Below are 18473 nucleotides of genomic sequence, written 5' to 3'. Positions count from 1 at the left end.
CCCAGGTGGATCTCGACGCGGAGCTGGCAGCGGCGGTGGCGCCGCTGACCGGTGACTCCATCATGTCGGCCGCGGTGCTGGACACCGACAGCGGCGCCGACGCGGTGTACGGGAAGCGGATGTACGCCACCGCGAGCATCGTCAAGGTCGACATCCTCGCGGCACTGCTGCTGCAGGCCCAGGACGACGAGCGGAAGCTCACCGGCTACGAGCGCAGCCGGGCCGTCACCATGATCGAGAACAGCGACAACGACGCCGCGACCTGGCTGATGCAGGCGATCGGCGGGGCCGCCGGACTCGACGCAGCCAACCAGCGGTTCGGCCTGACAAGCACGACCGCCGCCCACGCCTGGGGGCTGACGCAGACGACGTCGGCGGATCAGCTGAAGCTGCTGCAGACGGTGTTCGGTACGCATTCGAAGCTGACCTGGTCCTCCCGTACGTATCTGCAGGGGCTGATGCGCCACGTGGCGGCCGACCAGCACTGGGGGGTGTCGGCGGCGGGCAGCGACTGGGCGCTGAAGAACGGCTGGATGCCGCGGAGTGCCACCGGGCTGTGGGACATCAACAGCATCGGGCAGGTGAAGGCCGACGGGCACACGTATCTGGTGGCGGTGCTCTCCGCCGGGCAGCCGACGAAGGAGACGGGCATCGAGCGGGTGGAGTCGGTCGCGAAGGCCGCGGTGAGGATGCTCGACGAGGCGCGGTGAGCGCGCCCCCGGCTCTGCTTCAGCGGCGCACGGAGGGCTTCCTGCCGCGCCACAGCAGTACGGCCAGCGCCAGCAGTACGGCTCCGAGGCCGCCCGCGACCGGGGCGAGCCAGCCGGCGGGAGCTCCGTCCTTGTGCTGCGGGATGGGGCCGGGACCGAAGTACCGCTTGCTGTAGCCGGCGGACGCGGCCGAATCGGCTTTGAGACCGGCCGGGCGGAGCGTGCCGCCCGCCTTGATCGCGGCGGCCGGGTCGACGATGCCGTAGCCCCGGGAGTCGTCGCGGCCGCCCTCGGGTGAGTTGCGCGCGGTGTCCATGAGGAGCGTCTTGACCTGGGCGGGCGACAGCCCCGGGTGGGCGGCCCGGACCAGCGCGACCGCGCCGGAGACGAACGCGGAGGCGGCCGAGGTTCCCCACTCGATGTAGTAGTGACGGTCGGGGGACGGGACGACGATGTCGACGCCGGGGGCGCTGACGGTGGCATACCAGCGGCGGGTGGAGAACGCCGCGTGCGTGCCGTACCGGTCGACGGCGGCGACCGCGATCACACCGGGGTAGGCGGCGGGATACGAGATGTGGTCGCCCTTCTCGCCCCCGTTGCCCGCCGACGCGACGACGACGGCGCCCTTCTTCAGCGCGTACTGGATGGCGGCGTCCTCACCGCCATCGGGGTGTGCGGACTCGCTGTCGTCGCCGAGGGAGAGGTTGATGACGTCGGCGCCGTGGTCGGCGGCCCAGCGGATGCCGTCGGCCAGGGCCGTACCGCGGGACTCGCGGGCCTTGGCGCGGGACGGGTCGGAGGCTTCGAGGATCACCCGGACCGGAAGGATCTTCGCCTCGGGGGCGATGCCGAGCACCCCGTCACCGCGGCCGACGCCGTGACCGCGGCCCGCGATGATGCCGGCCATCGCGGTGCCGTGCCGGGCCCAGGAACGGTCGCCGCGCCGGGCGCCGAAACCGATCACGTCCTTGCCGGGCAGCACCTGGCCCGCCAGGTCGGGGAGGCTGTCGTCGACCCCGGTGTCGACGACGGCGACGGTGATCCCCTTGCCCCTGGTGGTCTGCCAGACCCGGTCGGTGTGGAGCGCCTGGAGGCCCCACTGCTGGGGCCGGATCGTGTCCGCGCGGGCGGGGACGGCGGGCAGCAGCGCGAACGCGGTGGCGGCGCAGGCCGCGCCGAGTGCGCGGCGGTGACGGCGTCGGCTGCTCATCGCGGCTTCTCCGAGAGGTCGGTGACGGTCCGGCGCAGCCCGCGCTCGATCCGGTCGGCGATGCCCTTGGCCTCATGACCGAGACCTGCCTGCGCCACGGCCGTCGTGGAGTCCGCGGCCAGCGCCTTGGCGACGGGCTGCGGGTCGGTGACCGTACGCCCGTCGGCGAAGCCGGAGACGGCGAACACGACGACCGGCACCTCGGTCAGCACATGGACGGTCCAGGTGGCGCGCTCCCCGTCGCCGAACCCGGCGGCAGCGGTGCCCTTGACGGCGTACGTACGGGGCATGAGGTCGGTGCGGGTGTCGAGGTGCTGGTCGGCGAAGCGGGTGCTCAGCGCCCTCATCGCGTCGGTTCCGCCCTCGGTGAAGACCATGCCGACCGTGGTGACGCTGCTGGACGTGGCATCGGCGTACGTGGCTCGCAGCAGCCGTTCGCAGCCGACCGGTCGGAGCGTCTTGAGGAGCAGGGGGTCGAGCCCGCTCGTGCAGCCGCTGTCCGGGGCGACGCCGATCCGGGTCCAGACCCGGTCCGCACCGCCGGGACCCGCGCCTTCGCCCTTGAGGGTGCGCGGGAAAAGGGTGTCCACGGGGATGTCACGCCAGGCGGTGCGGCCGGTGACGTACGGGTCACGGGCGCCGGGATCGGCAGAGGATTCGCTGGTGAGACAGGCCCCGGTGACCGCGCCGCCGATCAGCCCGAGCCCGAGCACGACACAGGCCGCGGCGGCCGCGGACCTGGCCGGGTGACGGGTGGGGACGGGGCGCAGCCGGGTGGTGGTCTCGGTGGGCGTCTCGGGAGCGGGGTACGGGCGGTGGCCGTGGGGGTACGGGACATGGCCGCCCGGGTGCGGCGGGGACGGTATCGCGCCGGGCCGCGGTGTGAGATCCACGGCACCGACCGGCCGACGGCGGGTCGCGGCGGGCGGCGCCTCGGGGCGGGGCGGAGGGGGTGCGGGGGCAGGGCTGGGGGTGGGGGCGGCGATCGGGCTCACGGGACGGAGCCGGGTGGTCGTCTCCACGGGCCTCTGCTCCGGGACCGGGCTCTGGGGCCGGTTCTCGGTCCGGCTCCGGTTCTGGCTCTGCAGCGGAACGGGATGCTGCGCCGGATTCGGGCCCGGGGTCGCCTGGGCCGGGGACGCGGTGGGCAGGGCCGGGGCCGACGGCTCCGCCCTGTGCCCCGGTTCGTCCGGGGGTCCGGCCGGGCGGGGTGGCGTCGTCGGGCGGGGCGGCACGGGAGCGCGCTGCGCCTCGGTACTCATCCGCCCCCCTGGTCCACGTTCCGTACCGCTCGCGGATCACCTTCACAGGCAGGCCCGTTGGTGACCGCGTGCCCGTCACTCTACGGGCTGGGAGGGGTCAGGTGGGAGCGGGGCGCCGCAGCCCCTTGGGATCTGCCCAGATCGTCCCCCTACCCAGCGGTAGTGGCGTCTGGCAAGCTGCGGCCATGACTGCGCGTGCCGCCGACCGGACCCGCTACGACCGGGCCACCGCCCACCTCGACGCCCCGATCGCCGTCGTCGATCTGGACGCCTTCGACGCGAACGCCGACGATCTCGTCCGCCGGGCGGCGGGAAAGCCGATCCGGGTCGCGAGCAAGTCGGTGCGCTGCCGGACCCTGCTGGAGCGGGTGCTCGCACGGCCGGGCTTCGCCGGGATCATGTCGTTCACGCTGGCCGAGTCGCTGTGGCTGGCCCGGGCCGGGTTCGACGACGTCCTGCTGGCCTACCCGTCGGCCGACCGGTCCGCCTTCGCCGAGCTGGCCGCCGACCCGAAGCTCGCCGCCGCGGTGACGGTGATGGTGGACGACCACGCACAGCTGGAACTGATCGACGCGGCGCGGGCCGGTGGCCAGGAGGAGATCCGGGTCTGTCTGGAGCTGGACACCTCGCTGCAGCTGCTCGGCGGCCGGGTCAGGATCGGGGCGCGGCGTTCGCCGCTGCGCTCCCCCGCCCAGCTGGCGGGGCTGGCGCGCTCGGTGGCGCGCAGGCCCGGTTTCCGGCTGGTCGGTCTGATGGCGTACGAGGGGCATATCGCCGGGGTCGGGGACGCGGTCGCGGGCCGGCCGTTGCGGTCCCGGGCGATCCGGCTGATGCAGGCGACGGCCCGCAAGGAGCTGGCGGCCCGGCGGGCGGAGGTGGTCCGGGCGGTGCGCGCGGTGGCGCCGGACCTGGAGTTCGTGAACGGCGGCGGTACGGGCAGCGTGCAGCACACGGCGGCGGAGTCCGCGGTGACCGAGATCGCGGCCGGGTCGGGGCTCTACGTACCGCGGCTGTTCGACAACTACACGTCGTTCACCGCCCGCCCGGCGGCGCTGTTCGCGCAGCCCGTGGTGCGGCGGCCCGGCGTGGGTGTGGTGACGGTGCTCGGCGGCGGCTACCCGGCATCGGGGGCCGCGGGTGCGGACCGGCTGCCTGTCCCGTATCTGCCGGAGGGACTGCGCTACGACCCGCAGGAGGGTCCGGGCGAGGTGCAGACGCCGCTGCTCGGCGCCCCGGCCGACGATCTGCTGATCGGCGACAAGGTGTGGTTCCGGCACGCGAAGGCCGGTGAGCTGTGCGAGCGTTTCGACGAGCTGCAGCTGATCGAGGGCGACCGGGTGACGGCGACCGTGCCGACGTACCGGGGCGAAAGGCAGTCGTTCCTCTGACCTGTCCGGCCGAGGCGCGGGGATCAGGGGGCCACGGAGCTGCCGACACCGCCGCTCGGCTCGCTGTCGTCGATCGGCCGGATGCCCTGGGTGAGGGTGTCCATGAGAGAGCGCGGCGGCCCGTCGGGGCCGGCGTCGCCGCCCCCGCCACCACCACAGCTGCCGTGGTTCATGTACGGGGGCGGGACCGGCTGCTGCGGTGCGGCGGTGTCCGGGCGGTCCATGCCGTGCCGTCCCACCACCGGTCGGTACCCGGTGCGGCGGCGTCCGGATACCGGCCGGGCGGGGTCCCGTCGCTCGTGCCTCCACTCTGGAGTTCCGCTGTCAACGGGGGCTCCGGGCGGGCTGCTTGAGGCGTACGCGGGCGCCTGCCCGGCCGGTCGTCCCGCACCGAAGCGGACGGGATCAGACGGGCGTGACGTACGCGCCGGAGATTCCGCCGTCGACGAGGAAGTCGGTGGCGTTGACGAACGAGGAGTCGTCGCTGGCGAGGAACGCGACCGCGGCGGCGATCTCCGTCGCCTCGGCGAACCGGCCGATCGGGATGTGCACCAGCCGGCGGGCCGCGCGCTCCGGGTCCTTGGCGAACAGCTCCTGGAGCAGCGGGGTGTTGACCGGCCCGGGGCAGAGTGCGTTGACCCGGATGCCTTCGCGGGCGAACTGCACACCGAGCTCGCGGGACATGGCGAGGACGCCGCCCTTGGACGCGGTGTACGAGATCTGGCTGGTGGCCGCCCCCATGATCGCCACGAAAGACGCGGTGTTGATGATCGAGCCGCGGCCCTGCCGTCGCATGTAGGGCAGGGCGGCCTTGCAACAGAGGTAGACGGAGGTGAGGTTGACGTCCTGGACGCGCTTCCATGCCTCGAGCCCGGTGGTGAGGATGGAGTCGTCGTCGGGCGGCGAGATGCCCGCGTTGTTGAAGGCGATGTCGACGGAGCCGTAGGTGTCGTAGGCGGCCTTGAAGAGCGCCTCGACCTGTTCGGGGTCGGTGACATCGGTGCGTACGAAGAGGCCGCCCACCTCGTCGGCCGCGGCCTTGCCCGCGATCTCGTCGATGTCCGCGCAGACGACGTGGGCGCCCTCGGATGCCAAGCGGCGGGCGGTGGCGAGGCCGATGCCGCTGCCGGCGCCGGTGATGACGGCGGCGCGGCCGACCAGGCGGCGGCAGATGTTCTCGGTGTCTGTGGTCATGCGGGTTCAGGCCTCCGTACTGATGAAGACGTTCTTGGTTTCGGTGAAGGCAGTGAGGGCGTCGGGGCCCAGTTCCCGGCCGAGACCGGACTGCTTGTAGCCGCCGAACGGGGTCCAGTAGCGGACGCTGGAGTGGGAGTTGACGGACAGGTTCCCGGCCCGCACCGCCTGGGATACGCGCAGCGCGCGGCCGACGTCACGGGTCCAGAGCGAGCCGGCGAGGCCGTACTCGGTGGCGTTCGCGAGTCGTACGGCGTCCGCTTCGTCCTCGAAGGGCAGGACGACCGCGACCGGTCCGAAGACCTCTTCGGTGGCCACCGGGGAGTCCGGGTCGGCGTCGGTCAGCACGGTGGGCGGGAACCAGAAGCCGGGGCCCTCGGGGGCGCTGCCGCGGATCGCGCTCGCGCCCTCGGGGACGTACGACCGTACGCGTTCCAGCTGGGTCCCGGAGATCAGCGGGCCCATCCGGGTCTTCTCGTCGGACGGGTCGCCGACGACGACCGAGGCGACGGCGGGGGCGAGGAGTCCGAGGAAGCGGTCGTGGACGGAGCGTTCGACGAGGATGCGGGTGCGGGCGCAGCAGTCCTGGCCCGCATTGTCGAGGAACGCCATGGGGGCGGCGGCCGCGGCGGCCTCGATATCGGCGTCGGCGAAGACGATGTTGGGGCTCTTGCCGCCGAGTTCGAGGGTCAGCCGCTTCACGCGCGCGGCGCACCTGGCCATGATCTGTTTGCCGACGCGAGTGGAGCCGGTGAAGACGATCTTGGCGACGCCGGGGTGCTCGACGAGGGCGTTGCCCGCTACGTCGCCCGCGCCGGGCAGCACCTGGAGGAGGTGCTCGGGAAGGCCCGCTTCCACGGCCAGTCGGGCGAGCCGCAGTGCGGTGAGCGGGGTGGTCTCGGCGGGTTTGAGGATGACGGCGTTGCCCGCGGCGAGCGCGGGGGCGGCGCCCCAGGCGGCGATCGGCATGGGGAAGTTCCACGGGGCGATCACGCCGACGACACCGAGGGGTTCGAGCAGAGTGAGGTCGATGCCGCCGGGGACCGGGATCTGCCGGCCGCTCAGCCGCTCCACTCCCCCGGCGGCGAAGTCGAGCAGATCGCGGACGTTGCCCGCCTCCCAGCGGGCGTTGGCGAGGGTGTGACCGGCCTCGCGGACCTCCAGCCGGGCCAGTTCCTCGCGGTTTTCGTCGACGACGACGGCGAAGCGGCGCAGCAGCCGGGCGCGGTCGGCGGGGGCCGCCGCCGCCCAGGTGCGCTGCGCGGCCGCGGCTCGGACGACTGCCTCATGAACCTCGTACGAGGTCGAGTCCACGACGGTCGCAATGGTCTCTTCGGTCGCTGGATTGATGATGCGGCGCTCGTTCGACAACGGTTACCTCATTCACATTCGAAGAAACGGGGCGTCCATCACTGCGCACTGACAAGTTGGCGTTGTTGATCCTTCGCCGGCTGTCGAGGAAGATCGGGAAGTGGCAGTGCGCGGACCGGCGATACGCCCGGTCAGAGCCTCTCGAATGCCCTGCGGAGCTCCCAGTCGGTCACCGCCGCGTCGAAGGCTTTGGATTCGACGCGCGCCATATTGCGGTAGTGCGCCACGACTTCTTCTCCGAAGGCGGCTTTCGCCACCTCGCCCCGCCCCCAGAGTTCGGCGGCTTCACGCAGCGTGGTGGGGACGTGGTCGTAGTCGGCGGTGTAAGCGTTGCTCTCGCACGGCTCGGGGAGTTCGAGACGGTTCTCGATGCCATGGATGCCTGCTGCAATCATTCCGGCAACGGCGAGGTAGGGGTTGACGTCGCCGCCGGGCAGCCGGTTCTCGAAGCGCATCGAGCGGCCGTGGCCGACGACACGGAGCGCGCAGGTTCGGTTGTCGTGGCCCCAAGCGACGGCGGTCGGGGCGAAGGAGCCGGGCTGGAAGCGTTTGTAGGAGTTGATGTTCGGTGCGTAGAGGAGGGAGAAAACGCGCAGGACGGCCAGTTGTCCGGCGAGGAAGTGGCGCATCACCGGGGACATGTCGCCGTCCTCGCCCGCCATGGCGTTGCGCCCGGCCGCGTCGATGGACTGGAGCGAGAGGTGGATGTGGCAGGAGTTGCCTTCGCGCTCGTTGAACTTGGCCATGAAGGTGAGCGCGACGCCCTCCTGGGCGGCGATCTCCTTGGCGCCCGTCTTGTAGATGGCATGCTGGTCACAGGTGACCAGGGCCTCGTCGTAACGGAACGCGATCTCGTGTTGCCCGGGGTTGCACTCGCCCTTCGCGGACTCGACGGTGAGACCCGCGGCAGCCATTTCGTTACGGATGCGGCGCAGCAGCGGCTCGATGCGGCCGGTGCCGAGGACGGAGTAGTCGACGTTGTACTGGTTGACCGGAGTCAGATCGCGGTAGTTGCGGTCCCAGGCCTGCTCGTAGGTGTCCTTGAAGACAATGAATTCGAGCTCGGTGCCGACATGCGCCGTGTAGCCGTGGCCCGCGAGTCGTTTCAGCTGTCTGCGGAGAATCTGACGGGGTGAGGCGACGACGGGTGAACCGTCCTCCCAGGCGAGGTCGGCGATGACCATCGCGGTGCCCGGGTTCCAGGGAACCCGACGCAGGGTGGTGAGGTCGGGGTGCAGCGCGAAGTCGCCGTAGCCCTGCTCCCAGGAGGACATCGCGAATCCGTCGACGGTGTTCATGTCAGTGTCCACGGCCAAGAGGTAGTTGCAGCCCTCGGTTCCGTGCTCCATGACTTCGTCGAGGAAGAAGGGTGCCGCGAACCGTTTGCCTTGCAGCCTTCCCTGCATGTCGGGGAAGGCCAGGACCACGGTGTCGATCTCAGCGCTTCTGACAAGGACACGCAGTTCTTCGACGGCGAGCGGAGCTGTTCGGTCGGACACGGATGGATCCTCTCCTCGCAGGCCGATAGGTGATCCAAACCTATGGGTAGCGCAAGAGCTTTGGATACGGTGCCGATGCGTTCCGCGTGCCGTGTGAGAGAGGGATCGGATGAACCATCCGCTGATTGGAATCAGCGCTTATCTGGAGGCTTCGGCGCGCTGGGGCGTTTGGGACCTGCCCGCGACGCTGCTGCCGGCGGACTACGCACGCCTGGTCCGCGAGTCGGGCGGTCTGGCTGTACTCCTCCCACCGGACGATCCGGACCTCGCGGCTTCGGTGGTCGCCCGGCTCGACGCGGTGGTGATCGCGGGCGGGCCCGATGTGGACCCCGTACGGTACGGAGCCGACCGGCATCCGCGGACCGGGCCGCCCGCACCGGAGCGCGATGCCTGGGAGCTGGCCCTGATCGGAGCCGCGCTGGAGTCCGGTACGCCGTTGCTCGGCGTCTGCCGCGGTATGCAGCTGCTCAATGTGGCGCTCGGCGGCACTCTGATCCAGCACCTGAACGGCCACACCGGCCCGCTGGACACGACCGGAGTCTTCGGCGCCCACCCGGTGACACCGGTTCCGGGAACGCTGTACGCGTCGATCGTGCCCGAGGAGTCCCCCGTACCGACCTACCACCACCAGGCCGTGGACCGGCTCGCTCCGGACCTGGTGGCGTCGGCCCACGCGGCGGACGGCACGGTGGAGGCCATCGAATCCCCGGGGCCGCAGTGGGTGCTGGGGGTGCAGTGGCATCCGGAGATGGGTGACGACTTGCGGGTGATGCAGGCGCTGGTGGCGGCGTCGATGCGGGGCTGACCGTGCGCCGGTCGGCGGGCTACGGCGTGCGCCGTACGAGCCTGCCGCGCAGCCACCCCAGTGCCGCCGCCCCCCTGCGCGCCCTGGAACGCCCGGAAGGTCGGCAGCCCCGGCGGGTCCGGCATCAGCGAGTGCGCGACGAAGTAGCCGACGTCCTGGAGGACGAGGGCGACCCGGGTTCCGTCGTCGTACGAGCCCAGCAGCTGTGGTGCGGGGGCGTCGGGCGGGAGAGCGGCGGTGATGCGGGCTTCGGCGCGGTGCAGGTCGGGGCTGCCGGGGTTCACCTCGGCGCTGACCACCTTGACGAACGCGCGCCGCCCGTCGGCGAGCCGGATCCGGGCGGCGACGCCCGGTGAGAACCCGCCGCTCTGGTTCCGCGCGTCGACGACACGGGCGCCGAGAATGTCCTCAACGGCGCTGCGTACGACGTCCGGAAGATCGGCCCAGTGGTGGCGGACGCCGGTTGCGGGAGGCGCGGTCACGTTCATCTGCGCATCTTGGCCCGGAGCCGGAGCCGGAGCCGGGCCAACCGAATATCAGGCCGTCCGCGCATCAGGCCGGTCCCGCGCCGGACGCGTAGGAGGCCCGTCCGGTGTTCGAGCACGGGACGGCAACAGGACGCCCCGGTCCCCTCCCGCTGCCGTACTACGCCTCGCGCGCCGTACTACGCCTCGCGCGCCGTCAGCGCGAGCAGGTCGCGGGCCGGGCCCGTGGGACGGTGCCCCGAAGGCCAGACCGCCCTCAGTTGGCGTCGGAGCCGTACCCCCGCCACCGGGATCTTCACCAGCCGCCGCGAGGACAGCTCCTCCCCCAGCGCCAGTTCGCTCAGGACGCACGGTCCCGCACCGCTCTCCGCCGCGCCCTTCACCGCTGTCGTCGAGGAGAGTTCGAGCAGTGGCTGCGCCAGCCCGCCGTGCACCGCCAGTGCCGCGTCCAGGACCTGTCGGGTGCCGGAGCCGCGCTCGCGCAGGATCAGTGGGGTCGCGGCCAGTTCCTGCGGGGTCAGCGGTGTGCGGCGGCGGGCCCACGCGTGGGACGGGGCGACCACGACGACGAGGCGGTCGTGCGCGATGACCGTGCCGTCGAGGCCCTCCGGTATGAACAGCCCCTCCACGAAACCGAGGTCGGCCTCGCCGGCGAGCAGCCGCTCCGCGACCGCCGCCGAGTTGCCCGCGAGCAGCGAGACCGCGGTGTCCGGCCGTTCGGCGCGCAGGGCGATCAGCCAGCCCGGCAGCAGATATTCGGCGATGGTCATGGAGGCGGCGACCCGCAGCCGCGAGTCGCGCCGGTCGCGCAGCGCCTGCGCGCCCACGTCGAACGCCTCGGCGGCCTCGACGATCCGGCGCGCCCAGTCGGTGACGAGCGCGCCCGCGTCGGTGAGCCGGGAGCCGCGCGGCGACCGGTCGAGGAGGGCCACACCGAGCTGTCGCTCCATCGACCGGATGCGGCTGCTGGCGGCGGGCTGGGTGATGCCGACGTCCCGTGCCGCGCGTCCCAGGCTGCCGTGCCGGGCGACGGCGAGCAGCAGCTCCAGCGCTCCGAGGTCGGGGACCCGGTGGGACAGGAGGACAGGTGCGGGCGCGTCGCTGAGCATAAAGCCAGCTTATGGCCTCATAGGGACAAGCTCCCTGGTGGGGGACGGCCTCCGGAACAAAGATCGTGGCATGGCCATCTTTTCGCAGACCCGCGCGCAGACGAGCGCCCCGCACTCCGCCGCTGTGCGGCTTCCTTCTCTGCGGTACCTCGGCCCCAACTGGTACGCGACGGTCATGGGCACGGCCATCGTGGCCGGCGCGGGCGCGGCGCTTCCCGTGCACGTGCCCGGGCTGCGGGCGGCCTGCACGGTGGTGTGGGCGCTCGCCGCGGTGCTGCTCGCCGCGGTTCTCGCCGCCCGTGCCGGGCACTGGTCCGCCCACCGCGACCAGGCCCGCGCCCATCTCCTCGACCCGGCCGTCGCCCCGTTCTACGGCTGCCTCTCGATGGCGCTGCTGGCCGTCGGCGGCTCCACCATGGTGGTCGGCCGGGATGTTCTCGGGCATCGAGCTGCCCTCGCCGTGGACGTGGTGCTCTACAGCGCGGGCACGGCGATCGGCCTGGCCGTCGCGGTCGCGATCCCGTATCTGATGGTCGTACGCCACCGTCCGGCGCCCGGGACCGCGTCGCCGGTCTGGCTGCTGCCGGTGGTGGCGCCGATGGTCTCCGCGGCACTCGGCCCGCTGCTGGTGCCGGAGCTGCCCTCCGGTCAGTGGCAGGAGGCGATGCTGCTCGCCTGCTACGCGATGTTCGGACTGAGCCTGCTGGCGACGCTGGTGATGCTGCCGCTGATCTTCGCGCGGCTCGTCCACCAGGGTCCGCTGCCCCTCGCCCTGACCCCCACGCTGTTCCTGGTCCTCGGTCCGCTGGGCCAGTCGACGACCGCGGTCGGTCAGCTCGCCGATGCGGCGCCGGGCGCGATCGGGGCGCCGTACGCCTCCGCGCTCGGGGCGTTCGCCGTGCTGTACGGGGTGCCGGTGATGGGGTTCGCGCTCCTGTGGCTGGCGCTGGCCGTGTCGATGGTGGTGCGCGCGGTACGGGGCGGCATGACGTTCAGCATGACCTGGTGGGGCTTCACCTTCCCGGTCGGCACATGTGTCACGGGCGCCGCGGGGCTGGCCCGGCACACCGGTCTGACGGCGTTCACCTGGCTGGCCGTCGCGCTGTACGTGCTGCTGGTGACGGCCTGGGCCGTGACCGGGCTCCGTACACTGCGCGGACTGTTCGGCGGAGCGCTGCTCGCAGCGCCGCAGGCGCCGCGGCCAGTGACGGCCCGTGCCACGTGAGATACCGCCCGTCGACGAGTGCGGCGGGCAGCACGGGAAACGCGTGGACGGCCGCGGCCTGCCGCTGTCGATCGTGCTCACGCCCGGAAACGTCAGCGACACGACCGCGTTCGAAGCGGTCCTGAACCAGATCCGTGTTCCCAGAAGCGGGCCGGCTCCGCATGGCACCGGATCGGGTCTTGGCCGACAAGGCCCACTCCAGCAGGTCGATCCGCCGGATCCTGCGGCGTCGGGGCATCGCCACCACGATCCCCGAACGCCGCGACCGGATCGCCCCAGGTGGGTCGGGGAGTGGTCTGGTGCGACAGCTTGCGGAAGTGTCAGATGCCGGGCGGCTGGATCCGGCTGTAGGTGAGTCCGTTGCTGGTGCCGCCCGGGGTGGTGACCCTGACCTGGACCGGCCCCGCGATTCCGGCCTGCGTGGTGGCGGAGACCTGGGTGGCGGAGACCACCGTGAACGACGCCGCCGTACCGCCGAAGCTCACGCGGTCGTCCCGGTCAGGTTGGTGCCGGTCAGGGTCACCGTCGTCCCACCCGAGACCGGCCCCTGACTCGGAGCAACCGCGGTGAGGGTCGGCGCCGCGACATAGGTGTAGGAGAGTCCGTTGCTGGTGCCGCCCGGGGTGGTCACGGTGACCTGCACCGATCCGCTGCCCGCTGGGGCGGTGGCGGTGATCTGGGTGGCGGAGACCACCGTGAACGACGCTGCCGCCGCGCCTCCGAAGCTCACCGCGGTCGTCCCGGTCAGGTTGGTGCCGGTCAGGGTCACCGTCGTCCCACCCGAGACCGGCCCCTGACTGGAAGAAAGCGCGGTGAGAGCCGGCGGGTTGAGGAAGAAGTAGGAGAGACCGTTGCTGGTACCCCCCGGGGTGGTCACCGTGACCTGGACCGGCCCCGCGATTCCGGGTGGCGTGATAGCGGTGATCTGGGTGGCGGAGCCCACCCCGAACGACGCCGCCGCCGCGCCTCCGCAGCTCACCGCGGTCGCCCCGGTCAGATTGGTGCCGGTCAAGGTCACCACGGTCCCACCCGAGACCGGCCCCTGACTCGGAGCCGCGGACGTGAGAGTCGGCGCGTTGACGTAGAAGTACGCGAGGCCGCCACTGGTGCCGCCCGGGGTGGTGACCGTGACCTGGACGGGTCCTGCGGTTCCGGGTGGTGTGGTGGCGGTGACCTGGGTGGCGGAAACCACCGTGAACGACGCCGCCGCCGTACCGCCGAAGCTCACCGCGGTCGTCCCGGTCAGATTGGTGCCGGTCAAGGTCACCGTCGTCCCACCCGAGACCGGCCCCTGATTCGGAGCAAGCCCGGTGAGGGTCGGCGCCGCGGGCCCCGAGCGCGGCCTGCTCGCCGTGGTCAGCGTGCGGGACGCCGTCAGGGCCGGCGTGGCGGGCGAACAGGCAGCGGTTGGGGCACCGGGTCTCAGCGTCTCGGGTCGTTCGTGGCGTCGACGTGTTCCGCGACTGCGACGAGCAGCAGCCGCGTCCCCGGCACCGTGGCCCGCCAGCGGTGCCGTACCCCACCTGACAGGAACAGCGTGTCGCCGCGCTCCAGCCGGTAGGCCTGCCCCTCCGCCTCCACCTCCGCGGCGCCGTCCACCACGTACATCACCTCGTCGTTGCGGTGCTGGAACTCCCGGCCGAGGTCGATCTCGCCGGTGAACTCCAGCGCGCTGAGCTGATGCCGCCCGCGCACCACTCGGCGTACCCCGTCCCCCTCGCCCGCCCGGACCACCTCGACGGCGCGCGCCGAGTCGGCAGCGGCGCGCAGCCGTGCCGTGGTGGTCTCCAGGGCGTCGGCAACCCGGTCCAGCGACCGGGCGCTGGGCCGGGCCCTCTCGTTCTCGATCTGGCTGAGGAACGGCACGGACAGGCCGCTGCGGCTCGCGACCGCGGCCAGTGTGAGCCCCAGGGATCTGCGCCGTCGGCGGACCGCGGCGCCCACGCGGAGTGATTCCTTGTCGTCCATGTCCAGCTCCCTCCCAACTCGTCATCCTTCCGGCTGCCAGCACCTTACGCACACGGTTGCGCAAGGACAGCCGGTAAATGAACATCGCGGCAGCCGGAAGGGGTGGGCCCGCCCCCATGACGGCGCCCACCCCTTCCTGTCCCGTCTCGTCCAACCGAGTCGCATACGGATCCGTCTCAACGAATCCACTCGTCGCAGGCCACCGGGCCGAAACGGGTGGGCGGAACCGGGTGCGGCCGTCTCAACGAACTTAGTCCGCCCTAGTCAGCCGCTCGCCGTCGACTGACTTGGTTGAGAACGGACACTTCCGGCTGTTCCGGCTGTTCCGGCTCCTTACTGGGGAGCCATCGTGTCGGCGATGCCCGGATTCTTGTCCATCCAGGCCTTCACGGCTTCCTCCTCGTGACCCGTACCGCGCTGCTGGATCTCGTTCTCCAGTCCGGCCAGCTGCTGCTCGCTGAGCTTGAAGTCCTTGAACCACTTGGTGAGCTGCGGGTAGTTCTTCGGGAAGTCCTTGCTCGCGATCGTGCGGATCGTGTCGCCGTTGCCGAAGGCCTTCTTGGGGTCCTTCAGCTTCGTGAGGTCGTACTCGTTGTACGCCCAGTGCGGCGTCCAGAGCATGACCGCGATCGGCTCCTTCTTGGCGTACGCACGCTTCAGCTCGGCGAGCATCGACGGCGTGGAGCTGTCGACGACCTTGTACTCCTTGTCGAGGCCGTAGGCGGGCAGCACGTTGTTCTTCAGGTTGGCCATGGTGGCGGTGCCGGGCTCGATACCGATGATCCGGTTCTTGAACTCGTCACCGCGGCCCTTGAGGTCCTTGTACGACTCGATGCCCTTGACGTACGAGGGGACGGCGATCTCCAGCGACGTCGGTCCGTACCACGATCCGAGGTCGGTCAGCCGGGAGCCGTACGTGTTCCAGTAATTCTTCTGGGTGTACGGCAGCCAGCCGTCGAACTGCACGTCGAGCTGGCCGCGAGACATCGCGGCGTACATCGGGCCGACCTCGAACTGCTTCAGGTCGATCTTGTAGCCGCGCTCCTCCAGGACGGCCTTCCACAGATACGTGGCGGCGATGTCCTCCTCCCAGGGGAACCAGGCCATCTCGACCGTACGGTCGCGCTCGTCCTTGCCGCTCGCGCCCTTCGCCGCCTTGGCCACGGGCGTCCACTTGTCGGCGACGCCCGGGTTCTCCTTCAGCCAGGCGCGGACCGCGTCCTGCTCCTTGCCCTTGCCGGTCGTCTGGATCTTCGCCTCAAGACCGGTGAGCTGGTCCTCGGTCATCTTGAAGTTCTTCAGCCAGCTGCCGACGTGCGGGTTGTCGTCGGAGAAGCCCTTGCGGGTCAGGGTGTGGATGCCGTCGCCCTTGCCCCAGAGGTTCTTGGGGTCCTTGAGCTTGGTGAGGTCGTACTGGTTGTACGCCCAGTGCGGCGACCAGAGCGGGACGACGATCGGTTCCTTCTTGGCGTACGCGCGCTTCAGCTCGGCGAGCATCGAGGGCGTGGACCCGTCGACGACCTTGTACTCCTTGTCGAGGCCGTACCCTGGCAGGATCTTGTCCTTGAGCAGCCCGGTCTCACCGGCGCTCGGCTCGATGCCGACGACGCGGCCCTTGAAGTCGGACGCCCTGCCCTTGAGGTCGTCGAGCGAGTCGACGCCCTTCACGTACGAGGGGACGGCCAGCTCCAGGGAGGTGGGGCCGTACCAGGAGCCCATGTCCTCCAGGCGGTCCCGGTACTTCTTCCAGTACGTGGCATGGGTGACCGGGAGCCAGGAGTCGGTCTCGAAGTCGATCTGGCCGTTCGCCATACCGGTGTAGAGCGCGCCGGCCTCGTACTGCTTCACGTCGACCTCGAAGCCGCGCTGCTCCAGCAGCTCCTTCCAGAGGAAGGTGGAGGCGATGCCCTCGTCCCACGGGATGTATCCCATGCTGATCTTCTTGCCCTTGCCGACGTTCGATGCGTCGGTGGCGGCACCGGTGTCCTGCTTCGACGAGCCGAAGATGCCCATGCCACCGGCGACGAGTGCGAGGACGACGACGCCGACGACCGCGACGGCGGGCTGCGGACGGTAATTCCAGATCTTCAGTCCGCCGGCCACCGACTGGGCCTTGGCGAGGGCGCGGCGGCCCAGCGGGGAGACCTCGCGGCCCAGCGCGCTGGTCATCCGGTCCAGATACATCGCCAGGATGACGATGGAGATGCCCGCCTCGAAGCCGAGGCCGACGTCGACGTTGCCGATGGCGCGGTAGACGGAGCCGCCGAGGCCGCCGCCGCCGACCATGCCGGCGATGACCACCATGGACAGGCCGAGCATGATGACCTGGTTGATGCCCGCCATGATCGTGGGCAGGGCGAGCGGCAGCTGCACCCGCAGCAGGGTGTTGCGCGAGGTGGTGCCGAAGGCCTCGGCCGCCTCGACGAGTTCACCGTCGACCTGGCGGATACCGAGCTCGGTCATCCGGACGCCCGGGGGCAGCGCGAAGATGATGGTGGCGATGATGCCGGGCACGACGCCTACGCCGAAGAAGATGACGCCGGGGATCAGATAGACCATGGCGGGCATGGTCTGCATGAAGTCGAGGACCGGCCGGGTCACCGCGGACACCGTCCTGGAGCGCGCCGCCCAGATGCCGAGCGGGACGGCCAGGGCCAGAGTGACGATGGTCGCGACGAGCACCAGTGTGAGGGTGTCCATCGCTTCGTCCCACAGCTCGACCGAGTCGATGAGCGCGAAGCCCACGAAGGCGAGAACACCCGCGAGCAGACCGCGCAGCCACCAGGCGATGACGGCGACGATGCCCGCGAAGAGCAGCGGGGCCGGGGCGGAGAGGACGGCGGCTATGCCGTCGAACATGCCGCCGACGACGGAGCTGATCGCGTCGAACAGCCAGGCCAGGTGGGTCTGCAGCCAGTCGACCGCACTGTTCACCCATTCACCGAGCGGGAGCCTAAACATCGGCGGCCACCTTCTTCGCAGTGGTCGTGGCGTCCTGCTTCGCAGTGGTCGTGGCGTCCTGCGGGAGCTCGATGGGGGTCATCGGCTCGCCGAGGACGGCAAGCAGCCGGGACCGGGGTACGACCCCGACGAGCTTGCCGTTGGCGTCGGTCACGGCGACCGCGACACCACTGCGCGAGCACGGCGTGAACAGCTCGATGATCGGCGTGGACTCGGAGACCGTGGCCGGCGCCGCCCTGAGGACGTCGTCGGGCGTACGGAGTTCCTTGCCGTCGTCGCCCGTGGTGCCCATGACGGTGTGCGGCTCGGCCATGACGGCGCCCGCGGTCAGCACCCGGGAGCGGTCGACGTCCTGGGTGAAGGAGGCGACGTAGTCGTTGGCGGGGGTGACGAGGATGTCCTCGGCGGTGCCCAGCTGGACGATCCTCCCGTCCCGCATCACGGCGATCCGGTCGCCGAGGCGCATGGCCTCGTTGAGGTCGTGAGTGATGAAGACGATGGTCTTCTTCAGCCGCTTCTGCAGTTCGAGCAGCTGGTCCTGCATGTCGCGGCGGATCAGCGGGTCCAGCGCGCTGAACGACTCGTCCATGAGGAGCAGGTCGGCGTCGGTGGCGAGGGCGCGGGCCAGGCCGACGCGCTGCTGCATACCGCCGGACAGCTCGTCGGGCCAGGACTTCTCCCAGCCGGCGAGGCCGGTCAGCTCCAGCGCCTCGGCGGCGCGCTTCTCGCGCTCGGCGCGCGGCACACCCTGCACTTCGAGGCCGTACCCGGCGTTCTCCAGGACGCTCCGGTGCGGGAACAGGGCGAAGTGCTGGAAGACCATGCTGATCTTCGAGGAGCGGACGGCGCGGAGCTCACGGGGGCTCAGGGCGGTCAGGTCCTGGCCGTCGAACAGCACGCGTCCGGCTGTGGGGTCCAGCAGCCCGTTGAGCATCCGCAGCAACGTGGACTTGCCGGATCCGGACAGACCCATCACGACGAAGATCTGGCCCGGTTCCACGGTGAACGAGGCGTCGATCACCGCTGCGGTCGTTCCGTCGGCGCGCAGCGCGTCGCGGTCCGTGCCGCTCTCGAGCTTCTGCACGGCTTGATCGGGTCGTCTGCCGAACACCTTGTACAGATGGTCGGCTTGCAGCCTTGACACATACACCTCACGCGTTGAACCGAAAACGGTCTGCCACCCCCTCCGGCAGACCGTGGAGCGGCGCGGATTCGGTCCGCTTGGCACGCGCTGCAGTGGAAATGGCGACGTGGTCCGCTCCGATGGCGCGCCTGCCCGCACTTAC

General features: G+C 71.1%; 16 protein-coding genes and 2 pseudogenes. 6 read left to right on the top strand and 12 right to left on the bottom strand.

What is annotated here, in order from left to right; genetic code table 11:
- The first annotated feature begins 5 nt into the window (after positions 1-5).
- Positions 6-710 (top strand): serine hydrolase, encoded by a 705-nt coding sequence (locus tag ACWD6R_RS02480; RefSeq protein WP_451816978.1) that lies wholly within the window; start codon positions 6-8, stop codon positions 708-710.
- A gap of 19 nt (positions 711-729) precedes the next feature.
- Here the strand turns inward: ACWD6R_RS02480 and mycP are convergent, their stop codons facing one another.
- On the bottom strand, positions 730-1920 hold the full coding sequence (mycP, locus tag ACWD6R_RS02475; RefSeq protein ID WP_451816977.1) for a type VII secretion-associated serine protease mycosin: 1191 nt from the start codon (positions 1918-1920) through the stop codon (positions 730-732).
- Positions 1917-2813, bottom strand: a complete 897-nt coding sequence (locus tag ACWD6R_RS02470) for a hypothetical protein (RefSeq protein ID WP_451817069.1) — start codon at positions 2811-2813, stop codon at positions 1917-1919. The genes mycP and ACWD6R_RS02470 overlap by 4 nt, the downstream gene beginning before the upstream one ends.
- 554 nt (positions 2814-3367) lie before the next feature.
- On the opposite strand from ACWD6R_RS02470, the gene ACWD6R_RS02465 reads away from it, so the two are divergent.
- The gene (locus ACWD6R_RS02465; RefSeq protein ID WP_451816976.1) at positions 3368-4570 is read left to right on the top strand and encodes an amino acid deaminase/aldolase; all 1203 of its coding nucleotides are present in this window, start codon (positions 3368-3370) and stop codon (positions 4568-4570) included.
- A 23-nt stretch (positions 4571-4593) separates the two neighbouring features.
- On the opposite strand, the gene ACWD6R_RS02460 is transcribed toward ACWD6R_RS02465, so the two are convergent.
- The 5 genes from ACWD6R_RS02460 to ACWD6R_RS02440 all read right to left on the bottom strand — a co-directional run bounded on the left by ACWD6R_RS02460 (position 4594) and on the right by ACWD6R_RS02440 (position 8634).
- A complete protein-coding gene (locus tag ACWD6R_RS02460; RefSeq protein ID WP_451817073.1) occupies positions 4594-4794 on the bottom strand; it encodes a hypothetical protein in 201 nt (66 codons plus the stop codon).
- On the bottom strand, positions 4740-4961 hold the full coding sequence (locus tag ACWD6R_RS02455) for a DUF2510 domain-containing protein (protein WP_451816975.1): 222 nt from the start codon (positions 4959-4961) through the stop codon (positions 4740-4742). The genes ACWD6R_RS02460 and ACWD6R_RS02455 overlap by 55 nt, the downstream gene beginning before the upstream one ends.
- 14 nt (positions 4962-4975) lie before the next feature.
- Positions 4976-5764, bottom strand: coding sequence for a 3-oxoacyl-ACP reductase (locus ACWD6R_RS02450; protein ID WP_451816974.1), 789 nt, complete (start codon positions 5762-5764; stop codon positions 4976-4978).
- A 6-nt stretch (positions 5765-5770) separates the two neighbouring features.
- Positions 5771-7135 carry an aldehyde dehydrogenase family protein gene (locus ACWD6R_RS02445; RefSeq protein ID WP_451816973.1) on the bottom strand — a complete coding sequence of 455 codons (1365 nt, stop codon included), beginning with the start codon at positions 7133-7135 and terminating at the stop codon, positions 5771-5773.
- A gap of 131 nt (positions 7136-7266) precedes the next feature.
- Positions 7267-8634 (bottom strand): glutamine synthetase family protein, encoded by a 1368-nt coding sequence (locus ACWD6R_RS02440; protein ID WP_451816972.1) that lies wholly within the window; start codon positions 8632-8634, stop codon positions 7267-7269.
- Between the two features lie 109 nt (positions 8635-8743).
- Here ACWD6R_RS02440 and ACWD6R_RS02435 point away from each other — a divergent pair, with 109 nt between their 5' ends.
- The gene (locus tag ACWD6R_RS02435) at positions 8744-9439 is read left to right on the top strand and encodes a gamma-glutamyl-gamma-aminobutyrate hydrolase family protein (RefSeq protein WP_451816971.1); all 696 of its coding nucleotides are present in this window, start codon (positions 8744-8746) and stop codon (positions 9437-9439) included.
- A gap of 2 nt (positions 9440-9441) precedes the next feature.
- On the top strand, positions 9442-9795 hold the full coding sequence (locus ACWD6R_RS02430) for a hypothetical protein (protein WP_451816970.1): 354 nt from the start codon (positions 9442-9444) through the stop codon (positions 9793-9795).
- A 308-nt stretch (positions 9796-10103) separates the two neighbouring features.
- On the opposite strand, the gene ACWD6R_RS02425 is transcribed toward ACWD6R_RS02430, so the two are convergent.
- Positions 10104-11033, bottom strand: a complete 930-nt coding sequence (locus ACWD6R_RS02425) for a LysR family transcriptional regulator (protein WP_451816969.1) — start codon at positions 11031-11033, stop codon at positions 10104-10106.
- Between the two features lie 70 nt (positions 11034-11103).
- Here ACWD6R_RS02425 and ACWD6R_RS02420 point away from each other — a divergent pair, with 70 nt between their 5' ends.
- Together ACWD6R_RS02420 and ACWD6R_RS02415 are read left to right on the top strand one after the other, a co-directional pair.
- Positions 11104-12258 carry a TDT family transporter gene (locus tag ACWD6R_RS02420; RefSeq protein WP_451816968.1) on the top strand — a complete coding sequence of 385 codons (1155 nt, stop codon included), beginning with the start codon at positions 11104-11106 and terminating at the stop codon, positions 12256-12258.
- Between the two features lie 46 nt (positions 12259-12304).
- Positions 12305-12533: pseudogene (locus ACWD6R_RS02415) on the top strand (transposase); the annotation flags it as partial.
- A 45-nt stretch (positions 12534-12578) separates the two neighbouring features.
- Here the strand turns inward: ACWD6R_RS02415 and ACWD6R_RS02410 are convergent.
- The 4 genes and pseudogenes from ACWD6R_RS02410 to ACWD6R_RS02395 all read right to left on the bottom strand — a co-directional run bounded on the left by ACWD6R_RS02410 (position 12579) and on the right by ACWD6R_RS02395 (position 18271).
- Positions 12579-13525: pseudogene (locus ACWD6R_RS02410) on the bottom strand (IPT/TIG domain-containing protein).
- A gap of 155 nt (positions 13526-13680) precedes the next feature.
- Positions 13681-14226 carry a helix-turn-helix domain-containing protein gene (locus ACWD6R_RS02405; RefSeq protein ID WP_451816967.1) on the bottom strand — a complete coding sequence of 182 codons (546 nt, stop codon included), beginning with the start codon at positions 14224-14226 and terminating at the stop codon, positions 13681-13683.
- Positions 14227-14559: 333 nt separating this feature from the next.
- Positions 14560-17187, bottom strand: coding sequence for an ABC transporter permease/substrate binding protein (locus ACWD6R_RS02400; protein ID WP_451816966.1), 2628 nt, complete (start codon positions 17185-17187; stop codon positions 14560-14562).
- On the bottom strand, positions 17180-18271 hold the full coding sequence (locus tag ACWD6R_RS02395; protein WP_451816965.1) for a quaternary amine ABC transporter ATP-binding protein: 1092 nt from the start codon (positions 18269-18271) through the stop codon (positions 17180-17182). Before ACWD6R_RS02395 ends, ACWD6R_RS02400 begins: the two co-directional genes overlap by 8 nt.
- Positions 18272-18473: the final 202 nt, after the last annotated feature.

The organism is Streptomyces sp. NPDC005151, assembly GCF_053599875.1.
Note: the sequence above shows the minus strand (reverse complement) of the source record. Positions and strands in the feature narration are given on the sequence as shown.

What these genes read in the sequence shown, in the direction of transcription:
- ACWD6R_RS02420 (WP_451816968.1), top strand. Translation starts at nt 11,104, where the DNA reads ATGGCCATCTTTTCGCAGACCCGCGCGCAGACGAGCGCCCCGCACTCC.
- ACWD6R_RS02460 (WP_451817073.1), bottom strand. Translation starts at nt 4,794, where the DNA reads ATGGACCGCCCGGACACCGCCGCACCGCAGCAGCCGGTCCCGCCCCCG.
- mycP (WP_451816977.1), bottom strand. Translation starts at nt 1,920, where the DNA reads ATGAGCAGCCGACGCCGTCACCGCCGCGCACTCGGCGCGGCCTGCGCC.
- ACWD6R_RS02465 (WP_451816976.1), top strand. Translation starts at nt 3,368, where the DNA reads ATGACTGCGCGTGCCGCCGACCGGACCCGCTACGACCGGGCCACCGCC.
- ACWD6R_RS02435 (WP_451816971.1), top strand. Translation starts at nt 8,744, where the DNA reads ATGAACCATCCGCTGATTGGAATCAGCGCTTATCTGGAGGCTTCGGCG.
- ACWD6R_RS02405 (WP_451816967.1), bottom strand. Translation starts at nt 14,226, where the DNA reads ATGGACGACAAGGAATCACTCCGCGTGGGCGCCGCGGTCCGCCGACGG.
- ACWD6R_RS02425 (WP_451816969.1), bottom strand. Translation starts at nt 11,033, where the DNA reads ATGCTCAGCGACGCGCCCGCACCTGTCCTCCTGTCCCACCGGGTCCCC.
- ACWD6R_RS02400 (WP_451816966.1), bottom strand. Translation starts at nt 17,187, where the DNA reads ATGTTTAGGCTCCCGCTCGGTGAATGGGTGAACAGTGCGGTCGACTGG.
- ACWD6R_RS02450 (WP_451816974.1), bottom strand. Translation starts at nt 5,764, where the DNA reads ATGACCACAGACACCGAGAACATCTGCCGCCGCCTGGTCGGCCGCGCC.